Annotated in this window: 12 protein-coding genes; 9 read left to right on the forward strand and 3 right to left on the reverse strand. The window is 68.8% G+C overall.

The features are described 5' to 3' along the window. The first annotated feature begins 3 nt into the window (after nucleotides 1-3). From ACTIE5_RS00560 to ACTIE5_RS00575, 4 genes are all read left to right on the forward strand, one after another. Nucleotides 4-1,155, forward strand: a complete 1,152-nt coding sequence (locus tag ACTIE5_RS00560; protein WP_439547741.1) for an acyltransferase family protein — start codon at nucleotides 4-6, stop codon at nucleotides 1,153-1,155. Then, nucleotides 1,152-1,826: a GNAT family N-acetyltransferase gene (locus ACTIE5_RS00565; RefSeq protein ID WP_439547742.1), complete on the forward strand. Its 675-nt coding sequence runs from the start codon at nucleotides 1,152-1,154 to the stop codon at nucleotides 1,824-1,826. Before ACTIE5_RS00560 ends, ACTIE5_RS00565 begins: the two co-directional genes overlap by 4 nt. Before the next feature lie 49 nt (nucleotides 1,827-1,875). Beyond that, entirely contained in the window at nucleotides 1,876-2,841 is a 966-nt protein-coding gene (locus ACTIE5_RS00570; protein ID WP_439547743.1) for a Bug family tripartite tricarboxylate transporter substrate binding protein, read from the forward strand. Nucleotides 2,842-3,023: 182 nt separating this feature from the next. After that, nucleotides 3,024-5,306, forward strand: a complete 2,283-nt coding sequence (locus ACTIE5_RS00575; protein WP_439547744.1) for a methyl-accepting chemotaxis protein — start codon at nucleotides 3,024-3,026, stop codon at nucleotides 5,304-5,306. Here ACTIE5_RS00575 and ACTIE5_RS00580 read toward each other — a convergent pair. The 3 genes from ACTIE5_RS00580 to ACTIE5_RS00590 form a co-directional block, all read right to left on the reverse strand. Then, nucleotides 5,303-6,289, reverse strand: a complete 987-nt coding sequence (locus tag ACTIE5_RS00580) for an ABC transporter substrate-binding protein (protein WP_439547745.1) — start codon at nucleotides 6,287-6,289, stop codon at nucleotides 5,303-5,305. The two genes, ACTIE5_RS00575 and ACTIE5_RS00580, sit on opposite strands and share 4 nt — an antisense overlap. After that, the gene (locus tag ACTIE5_RS00585; protein ID WP_439547746.1) at nucleotides 6,289-7,230 is read right to left on the reverse strand and encodes a tripartite tricarboxylate transporter substrate-binding protein; all 942 of its coding nucleotides are present in this window, start codon (nucleotides 7,228-7,230) and stop codon (nucleotides 6,289-6,291) included. The genes ACTIE5_RS00580 and ACTIE5_RS00585 overlap by 1 nt, the downstream gene beginning before the upstream one ends. 71 nt (nucleotides 7,231-7,301) lie before the next feature. Continuing rightward, entirely contained in the window at nucleotides 7,302-8,279 is a 978-nt protein-coding gene (locus tag ACTIE5_RS00590) for a Bug family tripartite tricarboxylate transporter substrate binding protein (RefSeq protein WP_439547747.1), read from the reverse strand. 288 nt (nucleotides 8,280-8,567) lie between these two features. On the opposite strand from ACTIE5_RS00590, the gene ACTIE5_RS00595 reads away from it, so the two are divergent. From ACTIE5_RS00595 to ACTIE5_RS00615, 5 genes are all read left to right on the forward strand, one after another. Next, nucleotides 8,568-9,515: a dihydrodipicolinate synthase family protein gene (locus ACTIE5_RS00595; protein ID WP_439547748.1), complete on the forward strand. Its 948-nt coding sequence runs from the start codon at nucleotides 8,568-8,570 to the stop codon at nucleotides 9,513-9,515. 9 nt (nucleotides 9,516-9,524) lie between these two features. Continuing rightward, complete coding sequence (locus ACTIE5_RS00600) at nucleotides 9,525-10,559, forward strand: cyclic nucleotide-binding domain-containing protein (RefSeq protein WP_439547749.1); 1,035 nt, start codon at nucleotides 9,525-9,527, stop codon at nucleotides 10,557-10,559. 339 nt (nucleotides 10,560-10,898) lie between these two features. Next, nucleotides 10,899-11,591 (forward strand): HNH endonuclease signature motif containing protein, encoded by a 693-nt coding sequence (locus ACTIE5_RS00605; protein WP_439547750.1) that lies wholly within the window; start codon nucleotides 10,899-10,901, stop codon nucleotides 11,589-11,591. Beyond that, on the forward strand, nucleotides 11,588-12,229 hold the full coding sequence (locus ACTIE5_RS00610) for a hypothetical protein (RefSeq protein WP_439547751.1): 642 nt from the start codon (nucleotides 11,588-11,590) through the stop codon (nucleotides 12,227-12,229). The genes ACTIE5_RS00605 and ACTIE5_RS00610 overlap by 4 nt, the downstream gene beginning before the upstream one ends. Next, the gene (locus tag ACTIE5_RS00615) at nucleotides 12,229-12,528 is read left to right on the forward strand and encodes a hypothetical protein (protein ID WP_439547752.1); all 300 of its coding nucleotides are present in this window, start codon (nucleotides 12,229-12,231) and stop codon (nucleotides 12,526-12,528) included. Before ACTIE5_RS00610 ends, ACTIE5_RS00615 begins: the two co-directional genes overlap by 1 nt. Nucleotides 12,529-12,654 lie beyond the last annotated feature (126 nt).

The raw sequence follows: 12,654 nt of genomic DNA on the forward strand, positions 1-12,654 counted from the left end.
AGGATGAGTGCCGTGCTGACCGCACCGCATGCCCCGGCGCGGCCGATCGAGGCTGCTGCCTCGCTGCCTCGTACCATCGAATTCGCCCGCGTCGCGCTGGTGATCGGGCTGGTGTTCCTGCACTACTTCAACCTGCCCGGTGACCATCGCCCGCCCTTCCTGGGCATCGATCCCGATGGCCCTCGCATCGCCACCTTCATCAACGGCTTCCTGACCTTCTTCTTCTTCAGCGCCGTGCCGCTGCTGAGCGCCGTCTCCGGCTGGCTGTTCTTTGGCGGCGGCGACAATGCGGGCCAGGGCACCGGGCGGAAGATGCGGGGGCGGGCGAGGTCGCTGCTGCTGCCTTTGCTGCTGTGGAACCTGGCGACGCTGGCGCTGGCGATCCTGGTGCAGCGCGTGGCGCCCACCATCGGCTTCGCGCAGCAGTTCAACCTGCAATCCGCCACCGCCGGGGCCTGGGACTATGTGAATGCGGTGCTCGGCATCACCGATGTCCCCATCGCCTTCCAGTTCTGGTTCGTGCGGGATCTGTTCGTCACGGTGCTCTGCGCGCCGCTGATCTGGCTGGCGCTGCGGCACGCGCCGATCGCGGGCGCCGTCGTGCTGGCGGCGGTCTGGGCGGCGGGCTTCACGCTCGGCATCTTCATCCGGACGGATGTGCTGTTCTTCTTCTATCTGGGCGCGCTGGCACGGCGGCGGGAATGGGATCTTCGCCTGTCCGCGACCGTCACGCTGTCGCTGCTGGTGGCCTATGCCGCGCTGGTCGCGCTGCGCACGCTGGCGCCGCTGATGGTGGACATGGCGGACCCCGCGACCATCGCCTGGCTCGATGTCGCAACCCGCCTCATGCGCCCCCTCGGTGTCGCGGCGTGCTGGGGGGCCTGCCTGCACCTGGCGGCCACGGGCTGGGGCGGCGCGCTGGCGCGCTGGGGCGGCTTCGCCTTCTTCCTGCACGCCGCGCACTACCCCGTCATCGCCCTGGTGAAGGAAATCCTCTCCCGCCTCATGCCCGCGACCGGGGAGGGCTGGCTGCTGGCGCATTACGGCGCCTCCGTCGCCCTCACCATCGCCATCACCGCGGCGGCCGGGGTGGTGCTGTTCCGCCTCTCTCCCGCCTTCTACGGCGTGCTGGCCGGCGGGCGGCGCCTGGCATGACGGGAGCGGTGGTGGAGGCGATGCCGCGCGCCCGCCCGGCTGCGGAACCCCATGCCGGACGCTGGACGCTGCTGGAACCGCTGGTGGCCGGCCATGCCGCCGATCTCTGGCCGAGGGCGGAGGCGGCGCCGGACAGCTTCGCCTTCCTCCCCGTCGGCCCCTTCGCCGGCGAGGCTGCCTTCCGCGGCTATCTCCGCCTGGCGGGGGCAAGCCGGGAGGAACTGCTTTGGGCCGTCCGGCCGCTCTGCGCCGATGGCATGCCGGGCCCGGCGGCGGGGTGGATCGGGCTGCTCGACATCCGCCCGACCCATGCGGCGGTGGAACTGGGCAATATCTGGTTTCCCCCTGGCCTGGCGCGGACGCGGGCGGCGACGGAGGCCTGCTTCCTGCTGCTGGACCATGTGCTGGGGGACCTCCGCTACCTGCGCGCGGGGTGGAAGTGCAACGCGCTGCACCCGACATCGGGCCGGGCGGCGGAACGCCTGGGCTTCCGGCATGAGGGGCGGCTGCGCGCCCACATGATCGCGCGCGGGCGGCGGCGGGACACGGATTGGTACGGGCTGCTGGCGGAGGAATGGCCCGCACGGCGCGCTTCCATCTCGGCCTGGCTCGACCCCGCCAATTTCGACGCGGCCGGGCAGGAAAGGCGGAAGCTCGCCCGGGCGGGTTGAGGCCAGCGCCGGTCGCGGCGATGATCGCCGCAAGACCGGAGGAAACCCCATGCCCAAGCTCACCCGCCGCGCGGCGCTGGCCGCGCCGTTGTTCCTTGCCCTCCCGGCCCGCGCGCAATCCTGGCCGACGCGCCCGATCCGCCTGGTGGTGCCCTTCGCACCCGGTGGGACGACGGATGTGATGGCGCGGCTGGTGGCGGAACGGCTGGGCGCGCTGCTGGGCCAGGCGGTGGTGGTGGAGAACCGCGCCGGCGCGGGTGCCACCATCGGCTCCGCCGCCGTCGCGCAGGCGCAGCCGGATGGGCATGTGCTGGTGATGTCCAACAGCACCTCCCACGGCGTCTCCCCCGCGCTCTATGCCAACATCCCCTATGACGCGATGCGGGACTTCACCCATGTCGCGCTGGTCGCGACCAGCCCTTCCGTCCTGGTGGTGAATCCGGGCCACCGGGCGCGGGACCTGGCGCAGTTCATCGCCATGGCGCGGGCGGCCGGGGAGATCGACTTCGCCGTGGCGGGCATCGGCACCTCCAGCCACCTGGCCGGCATCCGGCTGGGCGCGGCGCTGGGCGTGAAGGTGAACGCCGTGCCCTATCGCGGCGCGGGGCCGGCGCTGACGGACACCATCGCGGGAGTCGTCCCGGCGATGCTGGACAGCCTGCCGAGTGCCGGCCCGCATATCCGGTCGGGTTCCCTGCGCGGCATGGCCGTCAGCAGCGCCACGCGATCCGCCCGCTTCCCGGACCTGCCGACCCTGCGGGAGGGGGGCGTGGATGTCGTCAGCGCCGCCTGGTTCGGCCTCTCCGGCCCCGCCGGCCTGCCGCCCGCCATCGTGGCGCGGCTGGCGGAGGCGGTGCGGAGCGCGCTGTCGGACCCCGCCACCATCGCGCGGTTCGAGGAGTTGCTGGGCGCGCCCCCGCCGGAAAGCACGCCGGCGGATTTCACCCGCTTCGTGCAGGCAGAACTGGCATCCTTCGCGCCGATCGTGCGCGCGGCGGGGCTCACGCCGGGCTGAGGCCGCGCACCGCATCCTCCACCAAGGCAGGGTTCGCCCGTGAACCGTGCGGACCGGGCCCGGGTTCGACGCCACCGCCCCGGTTCGGCCTTCACGCGATCCCCGCCAAGGGCTGCAACCGTTCTCATTCCATTCACTTGATTACAGCAGGGTGGGAGGGATCAGCGCGGAGGTGCCTTGCCTTGCCAATCCCATCCCGGTTCACCGGCCTGCGCGGCCGCCTGACGGCCCTGGCCGTTGTGCCGGCGTTGATCGCCGTGCTGCTGACGGCGGCCAGCGGCTATTCCGCGCTGCTCGCGGTGCAGCAGGACCGGCAGCATGCGGAACTGGCCGCGGCCAGCCAGCGGCTGTCCACGGCGCTGGCGGATATCGGCCGGCAGATGCATGGCTATGCCGGCAGCCTCGCCTCCCGCCCCAACGTCGTCCAGGCGCTGGCGCGCGGCGATGCGCCGGCGGCGCAGCGGCTGATGGCCGAGACCTTCGCCGCCATCCGCGCCGCCGACCCGACGGTAGAGGTGATCGAGGCCACCGATTCGCGCGGCCGCATCCTGGCGCGCGGGCACCGGCCGGATCGCTTCGGCGATGATAAATCGGCGGTGCCGGACGTGGCGGCGGCGCTGTCCGGCCGCCCGGGACTCGGCAATGTCATGTCGCCGGCCAGCAACGAACTCGCCATCGGCGCCACGCTGCCGGTGATGCAGGATGGCCGCGTTGTCGGCACGGTGAAGGCGGGCACGCGGCTGAACGCCGCCACCGCCACCATGCTGGGTGAGCTGGCGGGCGGCGAGGCGCTGCTCTTCGTCAATGGCGCGCTGCTCGGCTCCACCGTCCCGGGCCTCACGGCGGAGGCGCTGCCGCCGGCGCTGCTGGCGGCGGCGCGGCAGGGCGGTTCCGCCGTGCCGCTGATGCTGCAACTCGGCGACAAGGGCCTGCACACCGCGCTCGTCGTGGGCGTGAAGGATTTCCAGGGCCGTCCCGCCGGCGCCGCGGTGCTGGCCGTGCCGGACCTGCCCTGGGCCATGGCCCGCACGGCCGCGGTGCTGCGCATGCTGGCGGTGGCGGCCGTGCTGGTGGCGGTGACGGCGCTGGCGGGCCTGCTGATCGCGGCGCGGATCGCGCGCCCCATGGTCGGCATGGCCGTCGCCATGGGCGACATCGCCCAGGAACGCGAGAATGTCGCCATCCCCGGCGCCGGGCGGAGCGATGAGATCGGCCGCATGGCCGGCGCGCTGGCGCAACTGGCCGCGGCCGCGTCCGAGAAGCGGCGGCTTGAGGCGCAGGCGGCGGAAGAACGCGCCATCCAGCTGCGCCGCGCCGCGGCGATGGAACGCCACACCGCCGATTTCGGCCGGTCCGTCGGCGGCGTGCTGGGATCGCTGGGCGAAGCCGCTTCCGCGATGCGGGAAACCGCGGGCGGCATGGCAGCCAGCGCGCAGCAGACGGAAGCCGAGGCCGCGCGCACGGCCCAGGCCGCCGACAGCGCCGCCAGCGACCTCGGCACCGTGGCCTCGGCCGCGGAGGAACTGGCCTCCTCCGTCTCCGAGATCAGCCGCCAGGTGGCGACCGCCGCGATGGTGGCGCGGGAGACGGTGGAGCAGGCGACCGCGACGGATGAGCGGATGCAGGCCCTGACGGTGACGGCGGACCGCATCGGGGGCATCGTGCGCCTGATCTCCGACGTCGCCGGGCGGACCAATCTGCTGGCCCTGAACGCCACGATCGAGGCCGCCCGCGCCGGTGAGGCCGGCAAGGGCTTCGCCGTGGTGGCCGGGGAGGTGAAGGCGCTGGCGACCCAGACCGCGAAGGCGACGGAGGAGATCGCCGCCCAGATCACCGCCATGGAAAGCGCCACGCGCGGCGCTGCGGATGCCATGCAGGGCGTCGTCGCCTCCATCCGCCGGATGGATGAGGTCGCGGCCACCATCGCCTCCGCGGTGGAGGAGCAGGGCGTCGCGACGCAGGAGATCAACCAGCGCGTCCAGTCCGTCTCCACCAGCACGCGGGTCGTCACCGGGGCGATGGAGGAATTGTCCTCGATTGCGCGCAATTCCGGCACCGACAGCCGCGCCGTGCTCGGCGCCGCGGAGGGGCTTTCCGCGCAGACCATGACGCTGCGGCAGGAGGTGGATGGCTTCCTCGCCGCCATCCGCGGCGACAATGGCGAACGCCGGCGCTTCGAACGCCTGCCGGCGCAGGGCAGCCGGGTCGGCCTGCTGCTGCCTGGCCGGTCCGAGCAGTCGGTGGAACTGGTGGATCTCTCGGCCGGCGGCGCCGCGCTGCGCTGCGCGGTGGAGCTTTCGCCGGGGACGGAACTGTCCATGGTGCTGGCGCCAGGCCAGAGGCCGGAAGCCGCGCGCGTGGTGCGCGCGGAAGGCGGCGTGCTGGCGGTGGTGTTCCGATCCGCGCCGAGCCAGGCGGCGGAGCCGCTGCTGGACCGTCTGCGGGGCGGCAGGCTGGCCGCCTAGCTGCCAGCCGTTTCCGGGTGGAACATCTCCTCCACCCGGAGCAGGCGGCGGGACAGGTGCTGGGCGTGCGACCAGCGGGCGATCGCCTCCAGCTCCGCCCGGTTGGCGGCGATGCCATAGGTCCAGGGATCGGCGCCGAGCAGTGCCTTGGTCGCCGCCCATTCCTCCGCCAGGAAGGGCAGCATCAGGCTGAGGGATGAATGGCGGAGATCGGCCTCCATGTCCGCCAGGCCGATGCGGCGGGCTTCGTCGAAGGCGGCGTAGAGCTGGCCGGCGAGGCCGGGATGCTTCGCCGCGATGTCACGCCGCAGGCCCATCACATGCATGATGGGGTGGAAGCCGGTGCGGCGGTGATACGCCATCGCCGCCGCGCGCGGATCGGGGAACAGGCGCACCACGCGCGGATCGCCCTGCGCGAAGGCGAGGGGCTCCGTGGGCGACAGGATCGCATCGATTTCGCCATCCCGCAGCGCCTGGTTGAGCGTGGCGCCATCGGGCAGCGGCCGCACATCCATCCCTGGCGGCAGTTCCAGCGGCAGGCGTTCCTTGCGCCCCGCCTGGTTGGTGCCGGCGGTACGCCAGGCGATGCCGTTGACGTCCACGCCGTGATCATCGGCCAGGATGCCGCGCAGCCAGAGGCCAAGCGTCATCTGGTACTCCGGGATGCCGATTCGCCTGCCCTCCAGCCCCTTCGCATCGGCGATGCCGGCATCGGCGCGCAGGTAGATGCAGCCATGGCGGAAGGCGCGGGAGACGAAGGCGGGGATGGCGACATACTCGCCCTGGCCGCGGGAAACCTGGATGAGCTGGGAGGAGAGCGAGAGCTCCGTCACGTCGAATTCCGCGCGGGTGAAGGCGCGGGGGAAGCTCTGCTCCGAATGGATGGGCACGGGCACCAGGCGGATGCCCGGCAGCGCCACGCGCCCATCGAACAGCGGCCGCACGCGGTCATAGGGCGCGCAGGCGACGGTCAGCGTCAGCATCAGCCAGGACGAGCCACGCGGCGGCCGATTTCCTGCGCGATGCGGGCCTGGTCGGCCACGAAGGTGGCGAATTGCGCGGGCGGCATGGCGACGCCTTCCAGGCCCAGATTGTCGAATTGCGCCATCACCTCCGGGTCGCGCACCGCACTCGCCACCGCGGCGTGGATGCGGCTGACCAGCGCGGGCGCGGCATTGGCGGGCAGCCAGAGGCCGAACCAGTTCACCACATCGAAGCCCGCCAGGCCCTGTTCCTGCAGCGTCGGCGTATCCGGCATGCCCTTCCAGCGCCGCGCGCCGGTCAGCGCGATGGCGCGCAGCCGCCCGGCCTGCACGTGCTGCAGCGCGATCTGCGTGCCGACGAAGAACATGTCGATGCGCCCCGCCAGCAGGTCCGTCGTCGCCTCCGCCACGCCGCGATAGGGGACGGAGAGGATGTCCGTGCCCGTCATGGTCTTCATCAGCTCGGCCGGGATGTGGCTGGCGGTGCCGTTGCCGGCGTTGGCGTAGGTCAGCGCACCGGGCCGCGCCTTCGCCAGCGCCACGAGTTCCGCCAGGTTGGTGGCGGGGACGGAGGGGTGGATGACCAGCGCCTGGCCGAAATTCTGCGCGGCCAGCGTCACATGGGTGAAGTCCCGCACCGGGTCGTAGTTCACATTGTCATTGAAGGGCGGGATGTTGGTGTGGCTGGCCGTGGTGAACAGCCAGGTCAGCCCATCCGCGGGCTGCCGCGCGACATAGCCGGTGCCTACCAGCCCCGCGCCGCCCGCGCGGTTGTCGGTGATGAGCGTCTGCCCCAGCGCGATCGACATCTTCGGCAGGATGGCGCGCAGGATGAGGTCCGGCGGGCCGCCGGGCGGGGAGGGCACCACCACGCGCACGGGGCCGCGCGCTTCCTGCCCTCGGGCCGTGCCGGCTGTGGCCAGCCCGGCGGTGGCCAGCATCAAGGACCTGCGTCCGATCATCATTCTTCCCCTGTCGTCGCGCGGGATGTGAGCACCGGTAGGAGGCGGGCTCAATCCGCCCGGATGCCCGCGCGCGTGATCAGCGTGCGGAAACGATCGAGTTCGCTGGCGATGAGGGCGCGGAAGGCCTCCGGCGTGCGCGGCGCGGCATCCGCGCCTTCCGTCGCCAGGCGCTGCAGCAGTTCCGGGTCATTGAGCTGGCCGTTCACGGCCTCGTTGATCCGGGTGATGACGGCGGGCGGCATGCCGGCGGGGCCGACCAGGCCGTGCCATTGCACCATCTCGTAGCCCGGCAGCGCCTCCGCCACCGGGTTGATGCCGGGGATGGAGGGGGAGGGGCGCGCGGCGCTCATCCCCAGCGCCACCAGCAGGCGGTCGCGCACGGCGGGCAGCACCACCGGCGCGCCGGCGAAGGCGACCTTCAAGCGGCCGGCGAGCAGGTCCGTCAGCATCGGGCCGTTGCCGCGATAGGGGACATGGACCAGGTCGATGCCGGCGGCGTCGCAGAAGCTGGCCATGGTGATGTGGGACGCGCTGCCATTGCCGGCGCTGCCGTATTCCAGCGTGCCCGGCTGCGCCTTGGCCAGCGCGATGAATTCCGCCGTGGTGCGGGCGCGGACGGAGGGGTGGATGGCGAGCACGCCCGGCAGCGTCGCCACCAGCGCGACGGGGGCGAAATCCCGCAGCACGTCATAGGGGATGTTGGGGTAGATGAAGGGGTTCACGGCCAGCGTGCCGACATGGCCCCACATCAGCGTGTGGCCGTCCGGCGCGCTGCGCGCCACCTGCGCCGCGCCGACCGTGCCGCCGGCGCCGCCCCGGTTCTCCACCACCACGGGATGGCCGCCGAGTGCCTGCTGGAGCTTGGCGGCGAGCGGCCTGGCCAGCAGGTCATTCGACCCGCCGGGCGGGAAGGGCACGATGATGGTGATGGGGCGCGACGGCCAGGACTGCGCGAGCGCCCGATCGCCGATCGGGATCGTCGCCAGGGCAGGGGCGGCGAGCAGCAGGGAACGGCGCGCGATCATGGAATTCCTCCGGCTATGGGGGAAGAATTGCGGCGGGCGGGGCGGCAGGGGAAGCCCCGGGCGCGACGGGAAACCGCAGGTGTGGCATCCCGGTCACTAAAAAATACTATGGATTTAGTGCTTTTAGCACCTTTAGCACCGTTTTCGCGGAGGTGCGGGACGCGGCAGGGGTGGTGACGGGGGCGAAACATACCAGGAACGAATGGCGCCGCGCCAGTGTTTCCTGGCCGCCTACCCAGGCCCGGGCGGAGTTGCTAGCGTGGCAGCCCCAACGTCACAGGTGCGCCCATGGCCAAGATGCGGATCGAGGGTTCCTTCGTCGCCCTCATCACCCCCTTCAACGCCGATGGCAGCGTCGATTTCGGCGGCTTCCGCACGCTGATCGACTGGCATGCGAAATCCGGCACCTCCGCCATCCTCATCATGGGATCGACGGGCGAGGTCTCCATGCTGACGCCGGATGAGCGTCGCGAGATCGTCGAGAAGACGGCCGCCATGAAGGTGGGCGGCATGAAGATGTTCTATGGCTGCACGGGCACCAGCACGGCGGCCACCATCGCCTATTTGAAGCACGCCAAGGCGGCGGGCGCGGATGGCGCGATCCTGGCGGCGCCCGCCTATATCTGCGCGCCGGAGGACGATATCGAGGCCTTCTTCGCGGAATGCGCGGATGCGGTGGAACTGCCGATCGGCATCTACAACAACCCGCCGCGGGTGAAGTCCGACCTGCACTGGGACCATCTGCTGCGGCTGATGAAGCACCCGAACATCGTGGTGCTGAAGGAAAGCACGACCCGCGTCGGCCAGGTGGCGCAGGTCTGCGCCGCGAACCCCGATGCGACGATCATGTGCTGCGACAGCCCGAACCTCGGGCTGGTGGTGCCGACCATGTCGCTGGGTGGCCACGGCACGGCGAACATGACGGGCAATATCGACCCGGTGGGGATGGCGCGGCTTTCGACGCCCTGGGCGACGCCGGAGCAATCCGTCGTGTTCCGGGAGACCTACCTCCGGCTGCTGCCGCTGCTGCACTTCACCTACAGCGCCATCAACCCCGTGGCCGTGAAGTCCCTGATGAAGGCCGTCGGGCTGCCGGCCGGTGACCTGCGGCGGCCGCTGACGGGGCTGAAGCCGGACCATCTGGCGCGCGGCGTGGCGATCGTGAAGGCGCTGGGGCTGGATGCGCAGTATGGCTGGCGGATGCCTGGCCAGGTGATGCCGCTGGCCGCCGAATAACCGATCGGCGTGCCTGATCCGGGCCTGCTTTCCCGCGCGCCGCTGCTGGCGGCCCTGGCGGGCCCGGACCTCCGCGCGCTGAGCGAGGTGGCGGAGGCGCGGCGCGTGCCGGAAGGGGGCGCGCTGTTCCGCCGCGGCGATGCGGGCGACGGGCTGTGGGTGGTGACGGCCGGCGAGGTCCGCATCCGCATCGAGAGCGCGGAGGGGGCGGAGGTGGTGCTGAACCACCTCGGCCCCGGCGATGCGGTGGGGGAGGTGGCGCTGCTGGATGGCGGCGCCCGATCCGCCGATGCGGTGGCCGCGAGCGAGCTGGAGGCCGTGTTCCTGCCGCGCGAGGCCGCCATGGCGGTGCTGGCCGGGCGGCCGGAAGCGCTGCTTCGCCTGCTGGGGGTTTTGTGCGCGAAACTGCGCGCGGCGACGGCGCAGGTGGAAAGCACCGCCGATGGCGCGCTGCGCCAGGCCCGCCGCCATGGGGCGGAGCTGGAGGAAGCGACGGACCGCAACCCGCTGACTCGCCTGCCGGGCAACCAGGCGGTGCGCCAGGCGGTGGAACGGCTGGGCGTGGCCGCGCCGGTGCCGCGGGCGCTGTGTTACCTCGACCTGGATCACTTCAAGCCGTTCAACGATGCCTTCGGATTCCGGACGGGAGACGAGGCGCTGTTCCTCTGCGCCACCGTCCTGCGCCGGTGTTTCTCCGGTGTCGCGGGGTGCTTCCTGGGGCACATCGGGGGGGATGATTTCTTCGCGGGGTTCGAGGAGGTGGAAGGCGCGGCGCTGGAGGCGCGGCTGTTGGCGTTCCGCCAGGCCTTCATGAGCGAGGCGGCGGGGGCGTTCTACAGCGCGGAGGAGCGGGCGGCGGGGAGCATCGCGGGGAAGGACCGGGACGGGAAGGCGCGGCGGTTTCCGCTGCTGGGGTGCTCGATTGCGGTGCTGGAATTGCGCGCGGGGGAAGGGGCGGGGGCGGAGGTTATTGGGGCGCGGATTGCAGGGTTGAAGACGGCGGCGAAGGGGGTTGTGGGGGGGATTGCGAGAGGGGGGGTGTGAGCAAATCGCTTTGGTTGAGGCGGCATGGATGGGTTATTCAGCGCGGCGCTGCGGATTCATACAGCCGTTGAACTCCTGCCGTGTGCCGCCCCTGCCCCCACATCCTGCGCCATCGACTCATGATTCGCCGACTCATGACTTCGTGGCCTACTTGCGCACGCTCCAGTTGAGCATTTACCGTGCAGCCGGCATAGGCCTGGGTGACGAAGCCTGAAAAAGTCATTTTGAGTTGCATCGCGTGTGCTGTAACGCCAGATATTCCGCTGACGTTTCCCGGTTGCGTTTCGCGTAAGGCCGCTCCGCCAGGGTCGGTTGCGGCTAGGTTGTGGGGGGTGATTGATGGCCGAGCGGAAAGCGATACCGACTGCAATGCGCCTTCGCTTGTTTTCGGATGCGTCCGGACACTGCCAGAATCCCGATTGTCTAAATACTCTTTTCCCAAGCGAACTGGGTGGCGACAAGCACATTGCCGAAATGGCGCATGTTATCCCGCACGGCGATCATGGACCGCGACACAAGGATCGGCCGCAGGGTAATTTCGTCGCCGATTCGGTCGAAAATCTGCTTGTGTTGTGTCCGACGTGTCACACGATGATTGATAAGGATCCGGCAGCCTATCCGAGAGGTAGGCTGCTTGACTGGAAGCTCAACCACCTTGCGAGGTTGCTGCTTAAGCAGGGGATTAAAACCTACAGCGATCGCTCGCACGTGAGGGCTGCAATTGACCACATCCTGGCTGAAAACAAAGCGATCTGGCAGCGGTACGCGCCAGTTGATGGATTTGATTTTAGCTATGATCCAGAGTCGGAGGCTGCTAGGGTCTGGAACCAACGAGTGAGGAGCGTTATTCTCCCAAACCATTACCGCATCCAGGCAATAGTCAATGCGAATTTATCACTTGCATCTGACGGAGAGCGTCAAGTATTCGCGGAGTATAAGGAGCACGTGCGCGGCCTATCCGAGCGCCACGTTTGTGGTGTTGTTGGGCAAGCAACTCGTTTTCCAGTCTTAATGGAGGCTATATTCTCGTGAATTGGCAGGTGAGGTACGCACTCGCCAATATCGCCAAGACGGCTGGGCGAACGAAGGCAGAATTCGTGACCGGTAATTTGATTCGCCTTTCTACTGAGGATCAGCCGGATGTTCTAGCTCTGATTTCGTCTGATGAGCTGATCGACGAAGCGGTCGCGAAGCAATACGTGAATGAGTTTCCGGATTTGGATTTTATTTGTGGTTATCGCACCACTTGCGTTTGGGTGGGTGGAGCAATCGAATATCTCGAAGCGCGCCGTGTGGGCTGGGGCAATTTTGGAACCCTCTTATCGGCTGCGCTGGAGGGTAACGCAAATACCGCGTCCCATAAGATGTATAGATTTTCTAGTCGGATCCTCCGGCAACATCGGTCGGTGGAGCGGACAGAGCGTAAATTCGACCGCATACACCGTGTCTTTCTTAAAGACGGTCGGACCGTCACTATTGGTATGGTTTCTGAGTACGAGCCGACTGCCGACGCAATTCGTAGTCTTTGGGAGCAATTCGGTCCACTGGATTTTGTGTGGAACATCAATCCGAATGGGCGCCCATCTTTCGACGCTTTAGATGCGGGGCGAGAACTGGGATGCGAGGTATTGAAATGGGAGGAGCTGAGAGAGCGTTTGAGCAACGCTTGATGACTGCGAGCCAGATAGCAAAATTTCTTCTGGTGGCCTGTCCATCGCTCTCATATTTTGAATCGTTTATGTTTGGCTCGACTTTAAGCGGGATTGGGCAGGATGTAGATTTGCTAATCGTTGGTGCGCGTGGAGAAAATTTATTGCGGCTTAAAAATGAATTAAGCTTGGCCGGTGCAAGGCTGCCGCTGCACATTCTTTTTATGCAGCCAGATGAAGTTCATGAGACTGATTTTGTTGTGCGGCAGAAATGTGTGTCGCTCTTGCGGCTTAGTCGAGCCGCAAACGAACAAATTTAGTATGCTGCGTTTCCTGCTTTGATTGATTCGCTTTACGTACGGTTTGGTGCGGTATGATTGGGGTGATCTGAACTTATTTGGTGCCCTCCGCCAACCGGCTTTGGGCTGGGCGCTTGCATGTTGGTC

The organism is Falsiroseomonas sp., from assembly GCF_051859025.1.
Lineage (GTDB): Bacteria > Pseudomonadota > Alphaproteobacteria > Acetobacterales > Acetobacteraceae > Falsiroseomonas.